The 24,667-nt window shown below is 56.6% G+C and carries 21 protein-coding genes; 14 read left to right on the top strand and 7 right to left on the bottom strand.

Features of this window, described 5'->3' with window-relative positions; genetic code table 11:
• Positions 1-83: 83 nt before the first annotated feature.
• The 5 genes from IAE48_RS04040 to IAE48_RS04020 all read left to right on the top strand — a co-directional run bounded on the left by IAE48_RS04040 (position 84) and on the right by IAE48_RS04020 (position 7,247).
• Complete coding sequence (locus IAE48_RS04040) at positions 84-2,123, top strand: beta-galactosidase (protein WP_200133564.1); 2,040 nt, start codon at positions 84-86, stop codon at positions 2,121-2,123.
• Positions 2,120-3,499: an MFS transporter gene (locus IAE48_RS04035; protein ID WP_200133563.1), complete on the top strand. Its 1,380-nt coding sequence runs from the start codon at positions 2,120-2,122 to the stop codon at positions 3,497-3,499. The genes IAE48_RS04040 and IAE48_RS04035 overlap by 4 nt, the downstream gene beginning before the upstream one ends.
• A gap of 64 nt (positions 3,500-3,563) precedes the next feature.
• Positions 3,564-4,460 carry an arabinose operon transcriptional regulator AraC gene (gene araC / locus IAE48_RS04030; protein WP_225975724.1) on the top strand — a complete coding sequence of 299 codons (897 nt, stop codon included), beginning with the start codon at positions 3,564-3,566 and terminating at the stop codon, positions 4,458-4,460.
• 63 nt (positions 4,461-4,523) lie between these two features.
• A complete protein-coding gene (locus IAE48_RS04025; RefSeq protein WP_200133562.1) occupies positions 4,524-5,096 on the top strand; it encodes a helix-turn-helix domain-containing protein in 573 nt (190 codons plus the stop codon).
• A 192-nt stretch (positions 5,097-5,288) separates the two neighbouring features.
• The gene (locus IAE48_RS04020; protein WP_200133561.1) at positions 5,289-7,247 is read left to right on the top strand and encodes a U32 family peptidase; all 1,959 of its coding nucleotides are present in this window, start codon (positions 5,289-5,291) and stop codon (positions 7,245-7,247) included.
• Positions 7,248-7,280: 33 nt separating this feature from the next.
• On the opposite strand, the gene IAE48_RS04015 is transcribed toward IAE48_RS04020, so the two are convergent.
• Positions 7,281-8,222, bottom strand: coding sequence for a LysR family transcriptional regulator (locus IAE48_RS04015; RefSeq protein WP_042718221.1), 942 nt, complete (start codon positions 8,220-8,222; stop codon positions 7,281-7,283).
• A gap of 96 nt (positions 8,223-8,318) precedes the next feature.
• On the opposite strand from IAE48_RS04015, the gene IAE48_RS04010 reads away from it, so the two are divergent.
• Positions 8,319-8,999: a nitroreductase gene (locus tag IAE48_RS04010; RefSeq protein WP_200133560.1), complete on the top strand. Its 681-nt coding sequence runs from the start codon at positions 8,319-8,321 to the stop codon at positions 8,997-8,999.
• A 253-nt stretch (positions 9,000-9,252) separates the two neighbouring features.
• On the opposite strand, the gene IAE48_RS04005 is transcribed toward IAE48_RS04010, so the two are convergent.
• Genes IAE48_RS04005 through IAE48_RS03995 form a run of 3 tightly spaced genes read right to left on the bottom strand, consistent with a single transcriptional unit; the run spans position 9,253 to position 11,791 of the window.
• The gene (locus IAE48_RS04005; protein WP_023478887.1) at positions 9,253-9,381 is read right to left on the bottom strand and encodes a DUF2474 domain-containing protein; all 129 of its coding nucleotides are present in this window, start codon (positions 9,379-9,381) and stop codon (positions 9,253-9,255) included.
• Positions 9,381-10,391, bottom strand: coding sequence for a cytochrome d ubiquinol oxidase subunit II (gene cydB, locus IAE48_RS04000; RefSeq protein ID WP_042718231.1), 1,011 nt, complete (start codon positions 10,389-10,391; stop codon positions 9,381-9,383). The genes IAE48_RS04005 and cydB overlap by 1 nt, the downstream gene beginning before the upstream one ends.
• Positions 10,391-11,791 (bottom strand): cytochrome ubiquinol oxidase subunit I, encoded by a 1,401-nt coding sequence (locus IAE48_RS03995; protein ID WP_200133559.1) that lies wholly within the window; start codon positions 11,789-11,791, stop codon positions 10,391-10,393. Before IAE48_RS03995 ends, cydB begins: the two co-directional genes overlap by 1 nt.
• A gap of 271 nt (positions 11,792-12,062) precedes the next feature.
• On the opposite strand from IAE48_RS03995, the gene IAE48_RS03990 reads away from it, so the two are divergent.
• The 4 genes from IAE48_RS03990 (at position 12,063) to IAE48_RS03975 (ending at position 17,004) form a co-directional block, all read left to right on the top strand.
• Positions 12,063-13,469 carry a PLP-dependent aminotransferase family protein gene (locus IAE48_RS03990; RefSeq protein ID WP_042718131.1) on the top strand — a complete coding sequence of 469 codons (1,407 nt, stop codon included), beginning with the start codon at positions 12,063-12,065 and terminating at the stop codon, positions 13,467-13,469.
• 163 nt (positions 13,470-13,632) lie between these two features.
• A complete protein-coding gene (gene patD / locus IAE48_RS03985) occupies positions 13,633-15,057 on the top strand; it encodes an aminobutyraldehyde dehydrogenase (RefSeq protein ID WP_200133558.1) in 1,425 nt (474 codons plus the stop codon).
• Positions 15,058-15,341: 284 nt separating this feature from the next.
• Positions 15,342-16,613 (top strand): phosphatase PAP2 family protein, encoded by a 1,272-nt coding sequence (locus IAE48_RS03980; RefSeq protein WP_200133557.1) that lies wholly within the window; start codon positions 15,342-15,344, stop codon positions 16,611-16,613.
• A gap of 193 nt (positions 16,614-16,806) precedes the next feature.
• Positions 16,807-17,004 carry a hypothetical protein gene (locus tag IAE48_RS03975; protein WP_054803609.1) on the top strand — a complete coding sequence of 66 codons (198 nt, stop codon included), beginning with the start codon at positions 16,807-16,809 and terminating at the stop codon, positions 17,002-17,004.
• A gap of 44 nt (positions 17,005-17,048) precedes the next feature.
• Here IAE48_RS03975 and IAE48_RS03970 read toward each other — a convergent pair whose 3' ends face one another.
• On the bottom strand, positions 17,049-17,504 hold the full coding sequence (locus IAE48_RS03970) for a hypothetical protein (protein ID WP_370568944.1): 456 nt from the start codon (positions 17,502-17,504) through the stop codon (positions 17,049-17,051).
• Positions 17,505-17,763: 259 nt separating this feature from the next.
• On the opposite strand from IAE48_RS03970, the gene IAE48_RS03965 reads away from it, so the two are divergent.
• The 4 genes from IAE48_RS03965 to IAE48_RS03950 all read left to right on the top strand — a co-directional run bounded on the left by IAE48_RS03965 (position 17,764) and on the right by IAE48_RS03950 (position 19,483).
• A complete protein-coding gene (locus IAE48_RS03965) occupies positions 17,764-18,006 on the top strand; it encodes a hypothetical protein (protein ID WP_233631419.1) in 243 nt (80 codons plus the stop codon).
• Between the two features lie 198 nt (positions 18,007-18,204).
• The gene (locus IAE48_RS03960; RefSeq protein ID WP_071789450.1) at positions 18,205-18,378 is read left to right on the top strand and encodes a GhoT/OrtT family toxin; all 174 of its coding nucleotides are present in this window, start codon (positions 18,205-18,207) and stop codon (positions 18,376-18,378) included.
• A gap of 104 nt (positions 18,379-18,482) precedes the next feature.
• A complete protein-coding gene (locus IAE48_RS03955; RefSeq protein ID WP_023478687.1) occupies positions 18,483-18,656 on the top strand; it encodes a GhoT/OrtT family toxin in 174 nt (57 codons plus the stop codon).
• 65 nt (positions 18,657-18,721) lie between these two features.
• Positions 18,722-19,483: an alpha/beta fold hydrolase gene (locus IAE48_RS03950; RefSeq protein ID WP_200133555.1), complete on the top strand. Its 762-nt coding sequence runs from the start codon at positions 18,722-18,724 to the stop codon at positions 19,481-19,483.
• 30 nt (positions 19,484-19,513) lie between these two features.
• Here IAE48_RS03950 and IAE48_RS03945 read toward each other — a convergent pair whose 3' ends face one another.
• Both IAE48_RS03945 and IAE48_RS03940 read right to left on the bottom strand, forming a co-directional pair.
• Positions 19,514-21,688: a virulence factor SrfC family protein gene (locus IAE48_RS03945; RefSeq protein WP_200133554.1), complete on the bottom strand. Its 2,175-nt coding sequence runs from the start codon at positions 21,686-21,688 to the stop codon at positions 19,514-19,516.
• A complete protein-coding gene (locus IAE48_RS03940; RefSeq protein WP_076769863.1) occupies positions 21,685-24,666 on the bottom strand; it encodes a virulence factor SrfB in 2,982 nt (993 codons plus the stop codon). The genes IAE48_RS03945 and IAE48_RS03940 overlap by 4 nt, the downstream gene beginning before the upstream one ends.
• Position 24,667: the final 1 nt, after the last annotated feature.

Here is a 24,667-nt window from a genome sequence, read left to right as displayed (position 1 = left end):
GATTTCTCAATGTTGCTAGCAGCTAATTTCATCCGCCCCGGAATTTTCTGCGTTATGTTTCCGGTAACAATGAGGAGAAGCTGATGGATAAATTACTGTTTGGTGCCGCCTATTACCGCGAATATTTGCCGATGGAACGCCTGCACGAAGATATTAAATTGATGAAAGAGGCGGGTATTAATTATGTGCGCATCGCCGAGAGCACCTGGAGCACGTTTGAGCCGCAGGAAGGGGAGTTTGATTTCAGTTCGGTGCTTACGGTGCTGGATGAAATGCATAAAAACGGTATTGCCGTGATTATCGGCACGCCGACCTATGCCTTACCGGCATGGCTGGCAAAAAAATATCCGGATGTGATGGCCACCACCAGTAGCGGGAAAAATGTCTACGGTCACCGGCAAAAGATGGATATTACCCATCCAGCTTTTTTATGGTACGCCGAGCGCATTATTCGCGCCTTATTAACGGCAACGGCGAACCATCCGGCAGTCATTGGCTTTCAAATCGACAACGAAACGAAATATTACGACACCTGCTCAGCCGGGGCGCAAATCGAGTTCGTGAAATACCTTAAAAAAGAGTTCAACAACAGTACGCAGGAGTTGAATCACGCTTTTGGGCTGGATTACTGGAGTAACCGCATTGATGCCTGGGAAGATTTCCCGCCGATTGAAGGGACGATTAATGCCAGCCTCGGCTGCGCCTTTAAACAATTTCAGCGTTCGCTGGTGACGCGTTTTCTCGGCTGGCAGGCAGAGATTGTGAAAGGCTATAAAAACGATACGCAGTTTATTACCCATAACTTTGATTTTGACTGGCGCAACTGGTCGTATGGTATTCGCGCCGAGGTCGACCATTTTAAAACCGCCAGCGTGCTGGATATTACCGGCGTGGATGTCTACCACCCGAGCCAGTTTCAACTCACCGGCGCGGAAATTTCTTTTACCGGCGATCTTGCGAGGGTGACAAAAGATCAGCCCTATTTTGTGCTGGAAACCCAGGCGCAGGCCTTTAAAGAGTGGACGCCTTTCCCGGGGCAGTTGCGCCAGCAGGCCTGGAGCCATGTTGCCAGCGGCGCAAGGCTGCTGGGGTACTGGCACTGGCACTCGATTCACAACTCATACGAAACGTACTGGAAAGGGTTGCTCAGCCACGATCTGCAACCTAATCCGGTCTATCACGAGGCCTGCGCGATTGGCGCCGAATTTAATCAGCACGCGGCAACCGTAACGCGTTTCTCACGCCGCAGCCGGGTGGCGCTGGTGATCAGTAATGAATGTTTAACCGCTATCGACTGGCACCCATACCACGGCCATCAGTTTAGCCGCGATGCGCTGCACCAATATAACGACCTGTTCCGCGACTATTACGACACGCTCTATAAGATGAATATCGAAGTGGATATTATCGCCGTCGACGATCCGCGCCTGTTCCGTTATGAAATGCTGATCTTCCCGCTGCTCTACAGCGTCAGCGACGAGCGCTTACAGCAGATTAATCGTTATATTGCGCAGGGCGGCCATGCCATTTTCTCCTTTAAATCCGCTTTTGCCGACGAGCATATGAAAGTGCGCACCTGCGCACAGCCGGGAATTATCAGCGAAGCGATCGGCGCCCACTATCAACTCTTTGTTGATCCGGACCGCACCTTATTGCATTCAGATAGCCTCGATCTTTCTGCCGACGAGGTGCAAATCAGCGACTGGATGGAGTTAATCACCCCTGATGAAAACACCGAGGTGCTGGCGCGTTACGACCATCCTTACTGGCAACAGTATGCGGCAATCACGCACAACCGCTACGGGCAGGGAACCGCCAGCTATATTGGCTGCCATATCACCCCCGCAGCACTGGAAAAAGTGTATCGCCATGTCCTGCGTAATACCCTCTATCAACACGACGCTATGCCGACAGAAACTTTCCCGGTGATTATTAAGCGCGGCGTTGATAAAGATGAAAATATCCTCCTCTACTACTTCAACTACAGTAGTGAGCCGCAAACCGTCACGTTTACTGAGCCCGGCGGGCAACTGCTGTTTAGCGGTAAAACCCTCAGGCAGAATGAGGTAATAACGCTCAAGGATTGGGATGTGCAAATTATTCTCGTGGAGAGTACAAAATGAGTGCATTAACGATTGAAGAGCAGCAAAGCGAGACCAGCACGCCCGGTTTTCGCGAACGTTTCGCCTTTGGCCTGGGTGATTACGGCACGAATTTAACCTATACGCTAATGGTGACGTTCCTCGCCTATTTTTATACCGACGTGGTCGGTATTTCAGCGGTGCTGGTCGGGTCGCTGATGTTTTTCGCCCGCGTTATCGATGGCGTTATTTGTGTCTTTGTCGGGATCCGCATCGATAAAACCGATACCCGGCTGGGTAAAGCGCGCCCGTGGGTGTTATGGACCGCCGTACCATTTGGGTTGTCAGCATTTTTAATGGCGACGGTGCCCGGCATCAGTGATAGCGGCAAGATTATCTATGTTTGCGTCACCTATTTGCTGGCGAACATCTTTTTCACCGCCAACAATATTGCCTATGGCTCGCTGCTGGCGTTGATAACCCGCGATACCTATCAGCGCGGTATTTTGAGCGTCTTCCGCAAAGGCTTATCAACCTGCGGTTCGCTGACGGTAGGCGCATTTACGCTGCCGCTGGTCGCTGCCTTTGGAAATAGCCACACCTCATGGGTAATTGTGTTCGCCATTTTTGGTTTCTTTACTGCGTTGTGCCTGTTATTAACCGCCGCCTGGACACGGGAGCGCATCAAACCGGTCAATAAGGAGAATCGCAACAATATCCGTACGGGGGTCGTCGCCGCCTCGATGCTGAAAAACCGCTACTGGCTGATGATCTTCTTTTACCTGCTGATCACCTTTACCAGCTTAACGGCGCTCTCGACCACCAGCGTCTACTACTCGCGCTATATTTTGCAGGATGTCTCAATGATGTCGTGGATTAGCGTGGCGCAATACCTGCCGGGGCTGATCACGCTATTGGTTATTCCTTATCTCATCAAGCGGCTGGGTAAACGCAATTTAGCGCTGCTCGGGCTGACCATTTGCAGCATTGCCTATTTACTGCCGTTAATTGATAAAACCAGCTCGCTGTTTGTCATTCTTGCCACCGTGGTGCGCAGCATCGGTTTTTGCGGCATTGGTGCCACGATGTTCGCCTTCCTTGCTGACACCATTGATTACGGCGAGTGGAAAACCGGGCTGCGCATCGAGGGGATCTTATTCAGCGCCGGAACGTTAGGCCAGACGCTCGGCATGGGGCTGGGCAGCGCGAGCGTGGGCTGGATCCTTGGCGCGGCTGGTTTCGTCAGCGGCGGCAACGTCCAACAGTCAAAACATGTGCTTGATATGATTGAGTTCTTGTTTATTTTCTTCCCGTTTATCCTCGCCATGGTGAATATGGTGCTGATCTGGTTTTATAAACTGGATGGTTTTTATGACCGCGTGGCGGCCGATCTCTCGCGTGGTGTATTCGCCAAATAAATGACTCGCCGCAGGCGGCTGCGGCTTTTCCTCTTTGCCTGTGCTAGCGTAAGGACGTTCAATAATGTGGCCGCAAACACTTCCCATGAATGACGTCGATGATGAATTGCTGATCTACTCGCCTTTAATGCGTAGCTTTACCTTTAACGCCTATCTGGTGGCGGGTTATACGCCTATCGTCAAAGGCAATAAGCTGGACTTTTTTATTAATCGCCAGCAGGGGATGAAAGGCTATATTTTAAATATTACCCTGCGTGGCGCAGGGGTAATTCACCGTAATAACGAGACGTTTATCTGCCGGGAGAACGATATTTTGCTTTTCCCTCCCGGTTGCCCGCATCACTATGGCCGTGAAGCGCAAACTACTTACTGGGATCATTTGTGGATCTATTTTATTCCACGACCTTACTGGATTGACTGGCTGAAATGGGATCGTAACTGGCATCAGATTGGCCTGACGCAAAGCGCCGATTCGGTTTTCGTCGAGCAGCTAAAAACAGCGGTGAAAGAGGTGATTCGGCTTAATTCGTCGCCAGACCGCGTGGATAAGATCCTCGCCATGAATAGCCTGGAGAAAGCGCTGCTTTACTGTTTCAAACAGCAGCCGGCGAGTAATCGCGCCTCGGTCGACCCGCGCATCAACGCTATTTGCCAATATCTTGATGAGAATCTGGCGGCTAAACTGACGATTAGCGAACTGGCGGCGAAAGCCTATCTTTCATCCTCGCGGCTGGCGCATCTTTTTCGTCAGGAAATCGGCATGACAATTTGGGGCTGGCGGGAAAAGCAGCGCATGAGCCGGGCAGCGATGTTATTACAGCATACGCAGCTGACTATTTCGCAAATCGCCCAGGTCGTGGGCTATGACGACGCGCTCTATTTTTCGCGTCTTTTTCATCAGCAATACCATGTCGGGCCGCGGGAATACCGCAAACGGTATGAGCAGTTACATTCGCTTTAGTTTCGCTCTCTAAAATAGAAACGCTGCGCTATACTCGCTGCGTTTTAATTTCCCGGAGACGGTATGAATATCGCGGATTATCTGGCAAAAACCCTGAAAATGCTGCGTCAGGCGCGGGGCTGGAGCCTTTCAAAACTCTCAGAAGAGACCGGCGTATCAAAAGCGATGCTCGGGCAGATCGAACGCAACGAGTCGAGCCCGACGGTGGCGACGCTGTGGAAAATCGCCACCGGCTTAAATGTGCCGTTCTCAACCTTTATTGCGCCGCCGCAGAGCGACACGCCGCACGCTTACGATCCCGATCGGCAGGCGATGGTAATCACGCCGCTTTTCCCGTGGGATGAACAGCTCCATTTTGATCTCTTCTCCATTACGCTTGCGCCCGGCGCGCTGAGTGAATCCACGCCTCATGAAAAAGGGGTGATTGAACATGTGGTGGTCATCAATGGGGTGCTGGATATGCAGCTTAACGGCGAGTGGCAGACGCTGGAGGCGGGGAGCGGGGTGCGTTTCGCGGCCGACCAGGCGCATGCTTATCGCAACAGCAGCGCGCAAACCGTACATTTTCACTCGTTAATCCACTATCCAAAAGAAAAAGCCGCGAGCGAACCCGCGGCAAAAAACGACGACGATTAATACCCCATAACATCCACAACGTGACGATTTCTGTTCCTGTCACCACACTATCGCGCCAGCGCCGCCGGGGGAAATAGCGATTTCGGCATAGCATTGTCGCCTGGCGCAAATTCCCGGCACGACAGGTGGTGTAACGCCCCGGTTCTGACTACAATAGCCGCCATTTTGCACATAATGGATAACGACGATTGTATGCGCCTGCACCCTCATCATCTTGAACTGCTCAGCCCGGCTCGCGACACCGCCATCGCCCGTGAAGCGATCCTTCACGGCGCGGACGCGGTCTATATTGGCGGCCCCGGCTTCGGCGCCCGCCATAACGCTGGCAACAGCCTGCGCGATATTGCCGAACTGGTGCCGTTCGCCCATCGCTATGGTGCGAAGGTGTTTATCACCCTCAACACCATTCTTCATGATGATGAACTGGAACCGGCGCAGAAACTGATCGGCGATCTCTACCAGGCCGGTGTTGATGCGCTGATTGTGCAGGATATGGGCGTACTGGAGATGGATATCCCGCCGATTGAGCTGCATGCCAGCACCCAGTGCGATATCCGCAGCGTTGAAAAAGCCAAATTCCTCTCTGACGTCGGCTTCAGCCAGATTGTGCTGGCGCGCGAGCTGAACCTTGAGCAGATCCGCGCCATTCACCAGGCGACGGACGCGACCATTGAGTTCTTTATTCACGGTGCGCTCTGCGTGGCTTACTCCGGGCAGTGCAACATCTCCCATGCACAAACCGGGCGCAGCGCCAACCGTGGCGACTGTTCACAGGCCTGCCGTCTGCCTTACACCCTGAAAGACGATCAGGGCCGCGTCGTGGCCTATGAAAAGCATCTGCTGTCGATGAAAGATAACGATCAGACCGCTAACCTGGCGGCGCTGATCGACGCGGGCGTGCGCTCCTTTAAAATTGAGGGGCGTTACAAAGATATGAGCTACGTGAAAAATATCACCGCTCACTATCGCCAGATGCTCGATGCGATTATCGACGATCGCCCGGAGCTGGCGCGCGCCTCCGCCGGGCGCACCGAGCACTTCTTTATTCCTTCGACGGATAAAACCTTCCATCGCGGCAGCACCGACTACTTTGTTAACGCGCGCAAAATCGATATCGGCGCGTTTGACTCACCGAAGTTTGTCGGCCTGCCGGTGGGTGAAGTGCTGAAAGTGGGCAAAGATCATCTCGACGTGGAAGTGACCGAACCGCTGGCCAACGGCGACGGGCTGAACGTGCTGGTGAAGCGTGAAGTGGTTGGTTTCCGCGTTAACGTGGCAGAAAAAACCGCCGAAAACCGTTACCGCGTCTTCCCGAACGAGATGCCGGATGCGCTGAAAACACTGCGTCCGCACCACGCGCTCAACCGCAACCTCGATCACAACTGGCAGCAGGCGCTGCTGAAAACCTCCAGCGAGCGGCGCATCGGCGTTGATATTGAGCTGGGCGGCTGGCAGGAGCAGCTGGTGCTGACGCTGACCAGCGAAGATGGCGTCAGCGTGACTCATACGCTGGATGGCCAGTTTGACGAAGCGAATAACGCGGAAAAAGCGCTCGATAACCTGAAAGATGGCCTGGCAAAGCTGGGGCAAACCCGTTACTACGCGCAGAAGATCGACATCAACCTGCCGGGGGCGCTGTTTGTGCCGAACAGCCTGCTCAACCAGCTGCGCCGTGAAACTGTCGAGATGCTGGAAGAGGCGCGTCTGGCGAGCTATCAGCGCGGCAGCCGTAAAGCGGTGGCGACGCCCGCGCCGGTCTACCCGGAAACCCATCTCTCGTTCCTCGCCAACGTCTACAACCATAAAGCGCGTGAATTCTATCACCGCTATGGCGTGCAGCTGATTGATGCGGCGTATGAAGCCCACGAAGAGAAGGGCGAAGTACCGGTGATGATCACCAAACACTGCCTGCGCTTTGCCTTTAACCTCTGCCCGAAACAGGCGAAGGGCAATATCAAAAGCTGGCGCGCGACGCCTATGCAGCTGGTACACGGCGATGAGGTGTTAACCCTGCGCTTCGATTGCCGCCCGTGTGAAATGCACGTGATCGGCAAAATGAAAAATCACATTCTCAAGATGCCGCTGCCGGGCAGCGTGGTGGCCTCAATCAGCCCCGATGATTTGCTGAAAACCTTACCGAAAAACAGATAACCCGCAGGGTGGCGCAATGCCACCCTGTTTTGTTTATGGCGTTGCGGTGTAGCGCCAGTAGGGCGGCGATCCGAAACTCGCCAGCAGAAAGTCGATCACCGTGCGTGTATTCAGCGACGGGTATTTCCCGCCCGGATAGAGCATCCACAGCGACTGCTCGCCCGGCGAATAGGAGGCAGTGTACTCCGGCAGCAGGGCAACCAGCTCGCCGCGATTAAGCAACTCGCCCACCTGCCAGTCCGGAAAAAGCAGCATCCCCGCGTCGTTGCGCGCCGCCTGCAACAGCAGCTCTGCATTATCCGAGAGAATTTTCGCCTGCGGCGAGAAGGCGTAATCCTGCTCGCCGCGCTGAAAACGCCAGCGCTGCAACCCGGTTTTCCCGCGATAAGCCAGCAGGCGGTGCGTCAGCAGATCTTCGGGCGAGGCGGGCGCGCCGTACCGGCGGAGATAGTTCGGCGTCGCCACCAGGTGGCAGGTCTGTTTTGCAATCAGCCGCCCGTGCAGCTCCGAGTTTTTCAGCGAGGCGATACGCACCAGCAGATCGGTGCCGTCGGCAAAGGGGTCGATATAGTCATCGTTAAGATTGAGTTCAATCTGCAAGGCGGCGTAGCGCTCGCTCAGTTCGCTGATGCGTGGCCCGATATGGTTCAGGCCAAAGGAGATGGGGGCATTGATGCGGATACGCCCGCCCGGTTCGCCGCGCCGCTCGCCGACCTGCGTCTGCGCATCGCTCAGTTGCTGCAACATCGTGCGGAAGGTCTGGGCATAAATATGCCCGGCGTCGGTGGCGATCACCGCGCGGGTGTTGCGATAGAGCAACTGGGTTTCCAGCGCCTGCTCAAGTTGCTGCACCACGCGCGATAAGGACGAAGCGGCAAGCCCCTCGTTGCGGGCCACTTCCGAGAGATTGCCTTCGCGCACGATGGCAAGAAAGAGGTGCATCGATCGGGCGCTAATCTGGCTGAGGTTTTTCATCTGTGCGTAATCCGCAAAGGTCCATGGCGCATTGTAGTGTTTTTACGCACGAAGTTCATCGTTAAGATACGCCGACACTCAGCACGGAGACTATTTATGAGTACGCCTGTTTTAGCTTTCGATGAAACCGTCCGCCAGCGCACCTCGGTACGCGCCTTTTTGCCCACGCCGTTGACGGATGAGCAGATCCACGCCGTTCTGCAGGATGCGCAATACGCGCCCTCCAACTGCAACACCCAGCCCTGGCATGTGCATGTGGTTTCCGGTGAAACCAAAGATCGCCTTGCGCAGCTAATGATTGAGAATGATATTGCCGGTAAACAGACGCCGGATTTCACCTTCGCCTATGAGGATTTCCACGGCGACTATTTTGACCGCAGCCAGCAGCAGGCGAAGCTCTATTACGAAGCGCTGGGCATTGCGCGGGATGATAAAGAGAAGCGCCGTGAATACTACCTGCGCAACTATCGCTTTTTCGATGCGCCGCACGCGGCGTTTCTGTTTATGCCGACCGTTGGCGATAACGTTCGCGTGGCGTCGGATATGGGCATGTACGGGCAGACCTTTTTGCTCTCTTTAGCCGCCCGCGGCTTTGCCGGTATTCCGCAGACGCTGCTCGGTTTTCATGCCGATCTGGTGCGTGAAGCGTTGGGGGTATCAGATGAGTACCGCCTGTTGTTTGGTATCTCGTTTGGTTACGCCGACACCAGCAATATCGCCGCGACGCTGCGCATGCCGCGCATTCCGGTGGAAAGCAGTGTGGTGATGCACAAGTAGCGGTTATTTGCCGGATGGCGCTTGCGCTTATCCGGCCTACAACACCGCTCGGTCTGCGTAGGCCGGATAAGGCGGAGCCGCCATCCGGCAAAAAAACACTAAAAAGGCCGGAAACAATCTGCCGGATGGCGCTTGCGCTTATCCGGCCTACAACACCGCTCGGGCCGCGTAGGCCGGATAAGGCGGAGCCGCCATCCGGCAAAAAAAGCGATAAAAAAGGCCGGAAACATTAACCTGTTTCCGGCCTTTGATCTTAATGGGACTTAAACCCGGCGGCTGACATCAACAGCCGGAACACCATGCTGACGGCAGCCAGCGCCAGTACGCTTCCGCCCCAGATGACGACCAGCCACATCAGCCGTTTCCATAGCGGTTGTTTCATCAATGATACCCCTCGCCATGCTGGATTTTGCCGCGGAACACGTAGTAGCTCCAGAAGGTGTAAACCAGAATGATGGGGATGATCAACAGCGCGCCAACCAGCATAAAGCCCTGGCTCTGCGGCGGTGCCGCCGCCTGCCAGAAGCTGATATCCGGCGGGATAATGTTGGGCCAGATACTGATCCCAAGGCCGCTAAAGCCGAGGAAAATTAACCCGAGCGTCAGCAGGAACGGACGTCTGTGTACCTCTTCATTGCCGAGGCAGCGCCAGAGCCAGATGCTGAGCGCAATCACCAGCAGCGGCACCGGCGAGAAGAAGAGCAGGTTCGGCATGCTGAACCAGCGATCGGCAATCGCACCGTGAGAGAGCGGCGTCCACAGGCTGATAACGCCCATCACCACCAGTAACGCCAGCAGCAGTTTTTTCGCCGCCGCGCGCATCTTGCCCTGTAGCGGTTCGCCGCTCTTCATCACCAGCCAGCTTGCACCCAGCAACGCATACGCGATCACCAGGCCAAGGCCGCAGAAGAGGTTAAACGGCGTCAGCCAGTCAAGCGCGCCGCCGCTGAAAGTGCGGCCGGTCACTTTAAAGCCATTGATAAACGCGCCAACCACCACGCCCTGCGAGAAGGTCGCCAGCAGCGAGCCGGACAAGAAGGCTTTATCCCAGAAGGGACGGTGCGCTTCAGTCGCTTTAAAGCGGAACTCAAAGGCCACGCCGCGGAAGATCAGGCCAATCAGCATCAGCGTCAGCGGAATGGTCAGCGCGTCGGTAATTACCGCATAAGCCAGCGGAAAAGCGCCAAACAGCCCCGCGCCGCCCAGCACTAACCAGGTTTCGTTCCCATCCCACACCGGCGCGACGCTGTTGACCATCACATCGCGATCGTGGCCGTCGCGCGTCACCGGGAAGAGGATGCCGATACCCAGGTCAAAACCATCCATCACGATATACATCAGGGTCGCAAACACGATAATGACAAACCAAATTAACGGAAGATCGATACCCATTATTTATCCTCATCAGCCGGAAGATGTTCACCTGCCGCTGAAAGCGGACGTGCCGGAGTGCCCTGCGTGGCGTTTTCATCGTGCGGCTGCGGCCCTTTGGTGATCAAACGCACCATATAGAGATAGCCGACGCCAAACACCGAGCAGTAGACGATAAAGAAGGCCAGCAGGCTGAGGCTCATCTGCAAGTCACCGTGACCGGAAACCGCATCGGCGGTGCGCAGCAGGCCATAAACCACCCACGGCTGGCGACCCACTTCGGTGGTCACCCACCCGGCAAGAATGGCGATCAGCCCCGCAGGCCCCATCCAGAGGGCAAAGTGCAGGAACGGCCGCGACGCATACAGCCGCTTGCGATAACGCAGCCACAGCGCCATCACGCCAAGACCAATCATCAGCATGCCCAGCGCCACCATAATGCGGAAGGACCAGAAGACGATCGGCGAGTAGGGACGCTCATCTTTGGGAAACTCCTTCAGCGCCGGGACCTGCTTATCGAGGCTGTGAGTCAGGATCAGGCTGCCGAGCGCCGGGATCTCCACCGCGTAGCGAGTGCGCTCCTGCTCCATATCCGGCAGGCCAAACAGCAGCAGCGGCGTCGCTTCACCCGGCGGGTTCTCCCAGTGGCCTTCAATAGCGGCAATCTTCGCTGGCTGATGCTCAAGCGTATTCAGGCCGTGCATATCGCCGACCATCGCCTGAATCGGTGCCACAACCAGCGCCATCCACATCGCCATGGAGAACATTTTGCGGATCGCTGGCGTATTATTGCCGCGCAGCAGGTGCCAGGCCGCAGAAGCACCGACAAACAGCGCGCTGCTGAGGAAGGCGGCAATCGACATATGGAACAGGCGATAAGGGAAGGAGGGGTTAAAGACCACCTTAAACCAGTCCACCGGGATCACCTGGCCATTCTCAATGGCAAAGCCCTGCGGGGTATGCATCCAGCTATTGGACGCGAGGATCCAGAAGGTCGACATCAGCGTGCCGAGCGCCACCATACAGGTGGAGAAAAAGTGCAGCCCTGGGCCAACTTTATTCCAGCCAAACAGCATGACGCCCAGGAAGCCTGCTTCAAGGAAGAAGGCGGTTAACACCTCATAGGTGAGCAGCGGGCCGGTAATGCTGCCCGCAAATTGCGAAAATCCGCTCCAGTTGGTGCCGAACTGATAGGCCATCACCAGACCAGAAACTACCCCCATGCCGAAGTTAACGGCAAAGATCTTCGACCAGAAGTGGTAAAGGGTTTTCCAGTCCGGGTTCCGGGTTTTCAGCCACAGACCTTCCAGCACCGCGAGATAACTGGCAAGGCCAATGGTTATCGCCGGAAAGATAATATGGAACGAAACGGTGAAGGCGAACTGTATCCTCGCCAGGTAAAACGCATCTAAACCAAACATGCACATCCTCAGAATCAATGGTGTGGCGTCAATGTTAATGACTACGCCCGCCGACTTGCAGAGACAGTTGACAGCAATTTACATATAACAGTCCTTTACAAGGGTACGGCAGGTTGCAGGATAGTCCAGGCGAAACGGGAAATATTCACCAGAAAGTCATGGTTGTAACTGTCTATAACAGTTCGACGCATTGCGCACTTTTTCTAAACTGATATAGCGAGATCGCCATTAGCGTGCCATCATGACGTACTCTTCGGTCACGTGAACAACCATGAAAAAATATCAGCGCCTGGCGCAGCAAATCGTTGAACAAATTGAACTTGGCGTCTGGCGGCCGGGTGAAAAGCTGCCGTCGCTGCGTGAACAGGTGGCGAGCAGCGGGCTGAGTTTTATGACCGTCGGGCATGCCTATCAGCTGCTCGAGAGCCAGGGGCGGGTGATTGCGCGCCCGCAGTCGGGCTATTTTGTCGCGCCGACGCCAGGCATGACGCGCGCGCCTGCGCCGCAGGTAATGCGCGACGAAGCGGTGGATATCAACACCTATATATTTGATGTCTTGCAGGCGAGCTGTGATGCCTCGGTGCTGCCGTTTGGCTCCGCGTTTCCCGATCCGAAACTCTTTCCGATGCCGCAGCTTAACCGCTCGCTGGCGAAGGTAAGCAAAAGCGCAGGGGCGATGAGCGTGATTGAGAACCTGCCGCCGGGCAACAGCCAGTTACGCCATGCTATCGCCCGGCGTTACGCCCGCCAGGGAATGAATATCTCACCGGATGAGATTGTGATTACCGCCGGTGCCCTCGAGGCGCTAAACCTCAGCCTGCAGGCCGTCACCGAGCCGGGCGACTGGGTGATCATTGAAAGCCCCTGTTTTTATGGCGCGCTACAGGCCCTGGAGCGGCTGAAACTGAAAGCGCTCTCGGTACCGACGGATGTGAAGGCGGGCATCGATCTCGACGCGCTTGAGCAGGCGCTGACCGAATACCCGGTGAAAGCCTGCTGGCTGATGACCAACAGCCAGAACCCGCTCGGCTTCACCCTCAGCCCGGAGAAGAAGGCGCGGCTGGTCGAGTTGCTGACCGCGCACAACGTCACGCTGATTGAAGATGATGTCTACAGCGAGCTCTATTATGGTCGCGAACAGCCGCTGCCCGCCAAAGCCTGGGATAAGCAGGATATGACTCTGCACTGTTCATCTTTTTCAAAATGCCTTGTCGCCGGCTTTCGCGTCGGCTGGGTAGCGGCCGGGCGTCACGCGCGGCGCATTCAGCAGCTGCAATTAATGAGCACCTTATCCACCAGTTCGCCGCTACAGCTGGCGCTGGTTGATTATCTCTCCACTCATCACTACGACGCGCACCTGCGCCGCTTACGCCGCCAGCTGGCGGAGCGCAAGCATCTCGCCTGGCAGGCGCTGCTGCGCCATCTGCCGCCGGAGGTGAAAATCTACCGCAACGAGAGCGGCTATTTTTTATGGCTCGAGTTGCCGAACGGCCTGGATGCGGGCGTGCTCAGCCAGCAGGCGCTGGCGCACCACATCAGCATCGCGCCGGGCAAGATGTTTTCCACCTCCGATAACTGGATCTCCTTCTTTCGCTTTAACTGCGCCTGGGCGTGGGGCGAGAAAGAGGAGCGGGCGGCGATGCGCCTCGGCGAGCTGATCCGCCAGATGATGCAATAACCTTTTGCCGCTGCGCTGAGCGCTATTCATAGGAAATGTGAATAGCAACACAGTTCAGCACTGGCTGCCCACCCGTTCTTTCTGCGCGCCGTCTATTTTTAATAGCGTGGGGGCCTTGCGGCTAATCCGTAAACAGACTTATTGACCGGGCAGAGGGAACGCGATGCAACATCAACTGTTTATTAATGGCGAACTGGTTAACGGCGAAGGTGAAGAGCAGGCGGTCTACAATCCCGCCACCGGCGAAGTACTGCTGTCGATCGCTGAAGCGTCACACGCACAGGTCGACGCAGCCGTCGAGGCAGCAGACCGGGCCTTTGTCGAGTGGGGGCAGACCACGCCAAAAGCGCGCGCCGATGCGCTGCTGCAACTGGCGCAGGTGATTGAGGATAACGCCGAGATGTTCGCGCGCCTCGAGTCGCTCAACTGCGGCAAGCCGCTGCACTGCGTATTAAATGATGAACTTCCGGCGGTGGTGGATGTTTTCCGCTTCTTCGCCGGTGCCGCGCGTTGCCTGAACGGGCTGGCGGCGGGCGAATATCTGGAGGGCCACACCTCAATGATTCGCCGCGATCCATTAGGCGTGGTGGCCTCTATTGCACCGTGGAACTACCCGCTGATGATGGCGGCGTGGAAACTCGCCCCGGCGCTGGCGGCGGGAAACTGCGTGGTGATCAAACCCTCCGAAATTACACCGCTGACCCTGCTGAAGCTGGCGGAGCTAGCGCAAGGCATCTTCCCGGCAGGCGTATTGAACGTGCTGTTTGGCCGCGGGCAGAGCGTCGGCGATCGCTTAACCGGCCATCACAAGGTGCGCATGGTCTCGCTGACCGGCTCGATTGCTACCGGTGAGCACATCATCTCCCATACCGCTTCCTCGATTAAGCGCACCCATATGGAGCTCGGCGGCAAAGCGCCAGTGATTGTGTTTGATGATGCCGATCTCGATGCGGTGGTCGAAGGAGTGCGCACCTTTGGTTTCTACAATGGCGGGCAGGATTGCACCGCTGCTTGCCGCATCTATGCGCAAAAGGGCATTTATGATGCGCTGGTTGAGAAGCTCGGCGCCGCCGTCGCCAGCCTCAAGATGGGCGAGCCAAACGATGAGTCTACCGAACTCGGTCCGCTTAGCTCCCAGGCGCACCTTGATCGCGTAGCGCGCGCCGTCGACGAGGCGAAGGCGCTCGGGCATATCAAGGTGGTGACCGGCGGCAATAAACAGCCGGGCGCAGGTTATTACTATCAGCCAACCTTGCTGGCAGGCGCAAAGCAAGAAGATGCCATCGTGCAGCGCGAAGTGTTTGGCCCGGTGGTCAGCGTTACAGAGTTTGATGACGAAGCGCAGGTGCTCGGCTGGGCCAACGATTCGAACTATGGCCTCGCCTCATCGGTATGGACCAAAGATGTCGGACGCGCGCACCGCATCAGCGCGCGGCTGCAGTATGGCTGCACCTGGGTCAACACCCACTTTATGCTGGTCAGTGAAATGCCGCACGGTGGACAAAAACACTCCGGCTACGGCAAAGATATGTCGATTTACGGCCTGGAGGATTACACGGTAGTTCGGCATGTGATGATAAAACACTGAGAAAGGTTTAAGTGGCTGTAATGCAAGATTATTGTGTTGCAGCCACTTTCTTTTGGAGCACGGATGGGGCAGTGAATTCAAAGTTACTGTTGGGACAGGGAAAGGTGTGCCCAGGGACGAAGCGGCCGGGTTAGACAAAAAATCGGGCATGAAAATGCCTGGCCGCTGCGCTTGTATCAGGTTCTCATAAAACGTTTCAAAGTGTCTCCGTGTCACAAAAGCGTCAATTTACAGGACTAGCGTCATGCGCAGGCAAGGTTATTGTTTGAATAAAAGGATAAAAAATGAAAGCCCGTATGACGCTGTTAACCGCTTCCCTGCTGCTAGCTCATCAGGCGATGGCGAAAGATGTCCCTTTGACTGCTGCACGCGACATTGCGAATACCACTACGCCGGCGTCGGTAAGCCAGGCATTTGATAGCCTGGAAAGCCAGTCTCTGTCCGCGCTGCGTGACGCGCTGAAAGGCGACAGTGCAAAAGTGGAGCGTGGACAACTGGAGAAAGCGGCGCAAAGCGCAAAACAGGCCGATACCGCCTGGCTGAAAGCCAGCGGCTATGACTTCAAAGTGAAAGACAACCAAAAAGCGGGCATTGAACTGCTCTCCGCGTTCAGCAAGCTTCCTGCACCGGTGCTGGATCAGAACCTGAAAACTGTTGAGACGATTAACCTCGATGCTACCCAAGGGCTGCGCCATCAGGCGCTGGCGGATGCTGAAGGTATCAGCTACCTCTATTTTCTCTCTGACGCGCTCGGTCCTCGTCTGGGTAAAGCGTTTATCGCCGCCTATGATAAAGGCGAATTAAGCAAAGCCGCAGCGCTGATCAAAAGCAGCGAAGTCAGCACCGGCGCGGCGAAGAAGCACTTTGACTACAAACGTCCATTTCTGATTCAGGGCAATACCATTCACCAGGTCCCGGATGATGTGGTAGTGAAGGATAACAAACCATACTCGGCCGACGGCGGCTCCTTCCCGAGCGGTCATACCAATACCGGTTACACCGATTCTCTGCTGATGGCGGAGATGATCCCGGAACGCTTTGACTCGCTGGTAGAGCGCGGTGCGCGCTATGGCTATTCACGCATCGTGCTGGGCGTGCACTATCCGCTGGATGTGATGGGCTCAAGAATGGTGGCCCAGCGTAACGTGGCGCATTACCTCAATGACCCGGCTTATCGTAAGTTGTTTAACGAAGCGCGCGATCAACTGCGTACGGCACTGGAAAAAGAGTGCGGCACCTCCCTGGCAGAGTGCGCGAGAACGGCTGGCAAAGACGATCCGTATCGTGACCCGGCGATGAAAGAGTTTTACCGCTTCACCATGACCTACGATCTTCCGCAGCAAAAAGGCAACGTGCAACCGGTGAAAGTACCGGAAGGGGCGGAAGTGCTGCTGGAGGCGGCGTTACCGAATCTGTCGGCGTCCGCACGTCGTGACCTGATGGTGAAAACGGCTCTGCCGGGTGGTTATCCGCTGTCTGGCGAAACCGCCGATCAGAACTTCTGGCAACGTCTGAACCTACCAGAAGCCTATGCGATGGCGCATAAAGCGAAGTAAGTTTTCGCAACGGTTCTGGCACGGCCGGCACCGTATTGTTGTCAGAAGCTAAACGCGCCTGATAATCAAAAATTAATATTTATCGTCACCAGGGACGGCAGTAAATTACTTACAAATAATGTCATTACCCCGTCACAAAAAGCAGTAATAATAGCTGGCTTTTTGAATAATCAGGCAGGGGAATTAAATCATAATGAGTAAAATCGTAGTCGTACTGATTCCCGGGCGGGCTGCCGAGTTTTTGACGGTGGATGACGGCGACACAACTATCTCTTCAACACTCTCATATGGCGCAATGCCGATTGAAAGCTACTGGTGTGAAGGAGAGGAGTTTTATTTTGCCCGTGCGCCGCTCGCGCTAACAATGGAGTGTAGTGTAGCGGCACAGTAATAAAAAAAAAGGGGCTCAACTGAGCCCCTTTTTTATCGCATAGCTTAACGGCGCAGAAACACCTCGTTTTCGCGCGGTGCCCAATCCTTCTCTGAAAAATCGTAGGTAGGTAGCGCCTCATCTTTAATGCCCTGCGAGCGCAGTATGGCGCGGACTTCTGTCGGTAAGTTTTCGTCGCGGAACAGCTCGGCCAGCACAAACAGCGTATCGATAAAGGAGAGCTGTTTCACTTCAAACGGCTTCCAGCCGGTGCGTTTGAAGATGAGATGGTAGAGCGCCTCCTCACCGGCAAGGGGAACAAAGTTACTGGCATACTTGTCACGATGGCGCGCCAGCAGGACTTCGAGGATAAATATTTGCGCAATGCGCTGCCTCGCGGCATGGCCCCGCACGCTATCCGTGGTCCAATCGTTAAGCGTGATGTCATTATTTTCACGTACCCGAACTTCAATGGCTTGCCACAGATCGTCATATTTCTGCATAAACTTACCTTGTTTCACCTTTTCTTTGCCTGTTAAAAACAATAACAGAGAAGATTCTGGCTCGCCAAATATAGCAGCACTTAATTACTGCCTTTCGATATTAATAATCAGACTTAAGTTAAATCTCATGCAGAAATGCATCTGAATAAGCTGAGTGGTTTTTAATCAATATTGAGCCGGAATAATAAGAATAGTTTTGTGATTCATACCTTCACGGGATAAAAAAATGAAAATAGCGATATGGTTAGCAGGTGTTATTGTGGCTGCCAGCGTGGTGATGGCACCGCAGGGAATGGCAAAAGGGCCGGCGCTGAGTGATGCGCAGGTCAAACAGGCAATTATTGAAGAGTCTATCGCCGAGTATCCGGGCACTTGCGCCTGTCCGTTTAACCGCGTGCGGAACGGCAGTTCGTGCGGGCGGCGCAGTGCCTGGAGCAAAGCAGGAGGTTATGCGCCCATCTGTTACGCCAATGAAGTGACAAAGGAGATGATTAAAGCGTGGCGCGAGCGCCAACAATAATCAGAAAAGAGACGTCCGCTGGCGCTGCGTTTATCCTCCCCATCAAGGATTACTCCCGGCGGACGTTTATGAATAGATTCAGCCCGTTAGATCAAAAATGCGGCATATGGCCTGTTTTGAGAAACTATTTAAACTTGATAAAGGTCAATTAAAAGAGCATATTGCGCACGTTTTGTTACTTCTGGGTTAATGCTTGTTATGTCGTTATACCAAAAAATGTTGGTGTTCTATTGTGTCATGGCGTTGATCTGCGCCTTTATCACCTGGTTTCTGTCGCACGATCGTAAACGCATCCGCCTGCTGAGTGCTTTTCTGGTCGGTTCCACCTGGCCGATGAGCTTTCCGGTCGCGCTGCTGTTCTCCATTTTCTGATCTCTGCCTGCTGCTAAAGCAAAGCGTGACCGCCCCGACAGCATGCGGGCAAGAAAGAGAGCAGCATAGGCACTGCACGTTGGCCTATGGACAGGAGAAAGCGGATGGACCTCTACACAAAACTGCTGATTTTTTACGGGGTAATGGCGACGATTTGCGCGCTTGTCACCTGGTTTCTCACCAAAGAGAAGCGCACCATGCGCTTATTGAGCGCGCTATTAGTCGGTGCAACATGGCCGATCAGCTTCCCGGTGGCGCTCCTTATTTCACTCTTTTGAATTCGCTCGCAATCTTGCGCTGAAATGCTGTATAAAATACCAGTATCACGCACGAGGGGAAGCAGATGGACGAACTCAATTCACACCACGCGCAGTGCCGCGTTCGCTGGCACGCCTTACCGGGCGAAGGCGACCCGGTGGTCTTTATTCACGGCCTGGGCTGCGCATCATCCTTTGAATATCCACGCATTATTACCGACCCTGCACTCGCCGGACGACGCGCCATACTTATCGATCTGCCCGGCAGCGGCTACAGTGAACGACCCGCCAGCTACGCCTATCGCACCACCGATCAGGCAAACGTGGTAGTGGAAGTGCTCGATCATCTTGGACTGGAGGCCTTCTGGCTCTACGGTCACAGCATGGGCGGCAGCATTGCCATTGAGGTTGCCTCACAAGTTAACGCACGTCTTAATGGTCTTGCCGTTTCCGAGCCTAATTTTTACCCCGGCGGTGGGCAGTTCAGCCGCGAGGTGGCAAGCATGGACGAAGGGGATTTTGTCACCTGCGGCTATGCGGCGATGCTGGCGCGGGAGACCTCGCCGTGGGCGGGCAGTTTGCAGAGCACGGCGCCCTGGGCGATGTGGCGGGAAGCGAAAAGCCTGGTTGAGGGCATCACGCCCGGCTGGATGAGCCTGTTTGCCGACCTGCCGCGCCCGAAGACGCTGATTTTCGGCGCGCATTCGCTGCCGGATAAAGACGCCGATGAAGTCCGCCAGCAGGGGATCGATCTGCGGATTATCGCCGACGCCGGGCATTCCATGTCATGGGAGCAGCCAGCGGCGCTGGCGCAGGCGATAGGGTCGTTTATCGCGCAGCACGAATAAAAAACCCGGCGGAGTTTGCCGGGTTGTGGGTTAAGGCAGCAGCGCTTTTAGCGCCGCTCGCGCCTCGGGGGTAACATCGAGCGGGTGGCGGTAGCCGATGTTTTCAATCGCCCGGTTGTAGAGCGCGACCAGCCAGTCGTAGACGTAGCGGGTTGCGGCGTGTACCGGCTGATCGCCGAGACGCGTTAACCGCTCGCCGCCCACTTCAATCGGCGCGGTAGCAAAAATGGTGCTGCCTTTCTGCACGCGGCTGGCCGGGCGGCTCTCCGGCGGGAGATCGGCATAGCCGAGCCAGGCGACAAAGTTGCCAATGGCGGCATGAAGCTGCGCTGCGCAGGCGGTATCGCGCTGCATAATCTTCTGCAGGGTTTCCGGCAGACGCAGGCGGTAGCTGCTGATAATCACAATCTCGGCCATCTGGCGCAGCGTCGCCGGGCTGACGCCCAGGCGCACGGCATTGTCATCATCGCGGCTCCACTGGCGCACGTGGTTGACCCACAGCGCGTGCGCCTGCTGACCGACATCTTTCGCCATTGCCTGCGGCTCGGCGCTCTCAGCCGATTCAGCAAACAGATCGATCGACTCGTTAAACAGGCCGCTCACTTTCTCTTCACGCGGCTGCTGTACCTTCCAGAGCGTATCGAACTGCTGCATATCCGGCATCAATCCTTCCAGCAGTTCACCGTGGCGTGAAGCCTGAACCTGCAGTTCGCGCACCACGGACTCCGCCCGCTTACGCTGCTCATCCGCATCCTGTTCCGGGCTGACGACCCATGCCTGCAACAGATCGCGCAGGGCGCGCTGCTGGCGGTCGCTCAGCGCTTTCAGCCGCTGCTGGCGCAGGGCGGGCGCGGTGGCTTGCGCCAGCCACTCGAGCAGACGCTGCAAACTGCTGGCATCCAGCGCCTGCAATGTGCCCCAGTACTGGCCCGGTTTGCCAATCAGTTGCTGGACGGTTTCATCCAGATTTTGCGCCAGCGTAAAGCGCGCATCCTGCGGCGTGATCGCCCAGACCAGCCCCGGCAGCGCCGACTCCTGGCCCGACTGCGTCTCTTTCACCCAGTTCAGCAGCGCGCGTGCGATTGTCGCGGTCTCCGCGCGATCGAGCGTGGCGTTGCAGATCATCAACACATCCGGTTGCAGGCGCTGGCGGTAGTTCTCCAGCAGCCAGCGGCATTTGCTGCGCCACAGCGGCTGGCCTTCACGCGGGCCGGGAGCGGGGATATCCAGAATATCGACGCCAGGTAACAGGCTGTTTTCCACCGGCAGCACCAGCTCGCGGGTGATCAGCGCCAGCGTTGCCAGCGGAATGCTGACGGCGTTTTGTAACTGCTCATTGGCCCACGGGTGGACTACGACTTCATCCTGGATCGCCTCTTCCTGCTCAACCGCCGGGGTTAAAAAGCCGTCGGTCGGCAGCGCGAAGGTATCTACCAGAATGCTCAGCGGTGCGGCGATCTCGGTGGCGTTACCGGTCTGGTGCAGGGTATGCGCAAGGGCAAACCACTGCTGGGTCAACTCTTGCTGTTCGCCCCACAAAAGCGACCAGGCGCTGGCGCGCGCGCTCAGATCAAGGGAGGGCAGCAGGGTGGAGAACTGATACCAGAGCGCATCATCCATCTGCTGCTGCGCGGCGGGTACCACCGAGCGCCAGAAGCGGGCGATAGCGCCAATCTCTTCGGCGGTGATCCCCGGCACAGCGTTAGGCTGGCGCAGCGCGCGCCATTTCGCGACCCGATCTTCAATTACCGCTTTATCAACCGCACGCAGGTCCGGCTGCTGATGCGCATGGGCGATAAACAGCTGGACGAGCTCCGCTTCGCTGAGAATGCGCAGGCAGAGCGGGAAACCCTCATCCATAAACGGCAGGCGCTGGCTAAAACGCAGCGCCATGCTGGTGAGGGCGTGACCGGGGTTAATGTGACTGAAGTAATCCAGCGTCTTTTCGCCGGGACGCACATGCATACGGCCATTGCCGCTGCCGCACAGGGCGGCGAGCAGATGCGCTTTTGCCGCCTGCGAGCGACCATACAGCCCGACGGTGCAGGGAGCGTCAGCCACCTCCGCCAGCGCCTGTTCATCAGCCGCGGCAGCGGTAACGCGCGCCAGCAGGGCATCGGCGTCATCATCGAGCAGCGGTGAGTGCTGACGGTTGTTGGTGATCCATGCAGTTAAGGCTTGGGTGGTTTTTACGCTCGCACTCATTTCAGGTACACACTCCCGCTGTCGATCCAGTAATGGCTTCCGCTGTGTCGGCGGTCGGCCAGCGTATTCAATTTAAACGTTAACGCATCGGCAGGAACCGGGGTGCCATCCTGCAACCAGGCTTCACTCAGGGTAAACGCCTCCGGGCCGTGGTGTTTATTGCCGCCGCTAAACTGTAGCCGCACATTCAACACCCCGTCACCGGCGATGGTTTTCGCCAGCTCCTGCGAGTTAATACTCAGCGTATAGAGCGGCGTGGCCGGCCAGCGGGCGTTCGCCAATTGGCGGAAACCGAGCGTCACATTGCCACGCAGCGGGAAGTGCAGCCGCGCATCCAGCTTGGCGCCGGGTTTATCGAGATCAATATCGTGATACCAGATGTTCTCATCGCGCAGGGTGTTCACCACGTTATCGAGCACGCCGAGGTAGCGCACCGTCGAGTAGGCGCCAATATCCGCCGCTTTAAAGTTAAAGCGCGGCAGGCGCAGATCGAGCGCCAGGCTGCACAGCATCGCGCCAACGGCGGCAGTCGATTTCGGGTTACCGATTTTGCCCTGCTGGCTGAAGGGGTACCACTCATGCACGCGGTACTTATCCAGCCACACCATGCGGTTGACCGGCACCGGTTGCAGATGGCGAATCAGCGCCTGCACGCCCGGCAGACAGCCCGGACGACCGGTAATCAGCAGCACGTCGCAGCTGTAGTGGCTGATCGCTTCGCACACCGCGTGCAGCGGGGCGGTGAGCGTAAACTGCCCGGCCAGCATCGCCTCTTGCAAATCGCGGAAGGTGATTTGCAGCGGTACTGACAGCACATCAAACTCCGCCGAACCGGCAGGCAGGGCATGATCAATTGCCTGCTTCAGGTAGTTCATCACGTTGCGCGTCGGCGTCTGCTTCAGCAATTCGCCAAAGGTCGCATAAAGGCCAGCCAGCGGATCGTTAATGTCGCTCTCTTCCCAGGCCGCCAGAATCGCATGGCCAACCGGCATAAAGAGTTGCAGGGTGGTTTGCTGGCGCAGCACCGCCTGGGTGTCGATACGTCCTGAGTCGCCAAACAGCGTCGCCATGATCGCCGCCGCGTCGGTAATGCCCGCTTTCTGCATATGTGTTTGCAGCGCAGGCAGCACGCAGCGCTGGATCACATCTAACAGAATGTCATCGCCCGCCACTTTAAACCCTTCACGGAAGAGCAGTTGCGGGGTGATTTTGACATTGCTGCCGGTGCCGTCGTCCAGCTGATAGTGGGTGATCGCCATATCGGTGGTGCCGCCGCCGATATCGACGGAGGCCACGCGCAGCGAGCGTCCCGGCACTGCGCCCGGCGCTTCGGTGCGATCCGGGCGGGCGAGAGAGGCAAAAAAGGTTTCGGTCTGTCCGGCAAAGCGGGAGATCGCTTCGTTATAGAGCCATACCAGCTGGCCGCAGCTCGCTTCGTCCCACTCCATCTGGATATAGGGCACCGGCACCACGCTCTTTTCCTGCTGCTTACGCTGGGCAAAATCCTCATCCTGCGGATGCCAGCCCATCGCTTTCCACACCAGGGCAATCGCTTCAAACATGCGGCGGCGGAAGATCTCGCGCTCCTGCTTCGGCATCGCCGACGGCAGGGTGAGAATAATGGTGCGCAGCTGGCGCGGCGAAGCCGGGAAGCCAAGGCGCAGGCGGGTCGCGACGCTATTGATCTGCCCGAGCGCCTGCGAGAGCAGCTCGCACAACATATGGGTCATCAGCGTGCTGCGGCTGTACTGCGGCGAGAAGACCGGCAGACGCTCATCAAGCGGCAGGCTATAGAGCGGCTGGCCTTCGTCATTCATCAGATTCATCAGCGGGAAGGCGGTCGCCAGCGGTTCACGCTGGGTTTTGCTGTTCATCTGGCTGAAACGCCAGTCCTGCAACACCGGGGTTTCATCCCACAGATAGCGACGCGGGCTGGAGATGCCGCTGTTGCCTTCGGTACCGATACGCTGCATTGCCAGCTTGCGTGCTTCATCGCCGACGCGGACGATCGACGGCCAGATAAAGGCATCTTCACGTCCGCTTTCGACAGAAAAGTGCTGCTTGCCGAAGCGCGCTTCAGAAAACTCAAGCCGGCTGGTAAACAGCGGCTCGTTAAGAAATTGTGGCTCGCTGAGCGAGCGGACTTGCAGTTCAGCGGTCTGTCGCAGGCCATCGTTTGCGTCGCCATGATCTTCAATAATCACGCCGCAGGTGTGCGTATTGCCCACATCGAGGATGAGATCGACCGGAATAGCCGGTGTGCTGAGCGTATGGGTGACGATTTTCACTTCCGGCACCTGAATCTGCATGCCGAGCAGCGACATCACGTTCAGCCAGTGCGCCTGGTACTCAAAACCGCGCAGGGCCTGGTGGATTTCGCGCTCGCTGCGGCTTTCATGCTGGGTAATAAAGTGCAAAAACGCTTCGCGCAGCCAGCCATCAACCCACGTCTGATCGAGAAAATCGGCCACTTCATCATCGCGCCAAGCGAGCGAAAAGCGGGTGCCGTTGAGAATGTCATTCTCCTGCGGCGCAAGGGCGGCGGGCGAGTTGCCGTTGATCTGGCTGTCGAGAGCCAGCGCCACGCGGTGCGTGTTTCCGGCGCTGTCCGGCTCGGGAAGTTTGCGGATCTGCACGCGCGCCCAGTTATCCGGGCCTTCAACGAAGGTGCGCGGCGGGTTGAAGCGCAGAAACGGGATCGGCAACCAGACGCCGTCGAGGATCGACAGGGAGTATTGCAGCGGGTGAGTGCTCTCGGGTTTGACCACTTCCGGCTGACCGCCGTCGCGGTTGGGCAGGGTGTAACGCTCATTCACCACGTCGAAATCGAGGCGCAGCAGCGGCCCGTTCGCGGTTTTACGCACAAAACGGCCGCTGTTCGCCGAGTCCTGTGGCGTCAGGCCGAAATCGAGAAACTGCACGCCGCTATTGGCGATCAGCGTGACGCTCTGTTTGTAGTCGCAAAGATTAACCAACATA

The sequence above is a fragment of the Kosakonia sp. S57 genome (genome assembly GCF_016516575.1).
In the GTDB taxonomy this organism is placed as follows: domain Bacteria; phylum Pseudomonadota; class Gammaproteobacteria; order Enterobacterales; family Enterobacteriaceae; genus Kosakonia; species Kosakonia cowanii.
The sequence above is the reverse complement of the archived record's forward strand: the minus strand, read 5'-3'. Positions and strand labels throughout refer to the sequence as shown.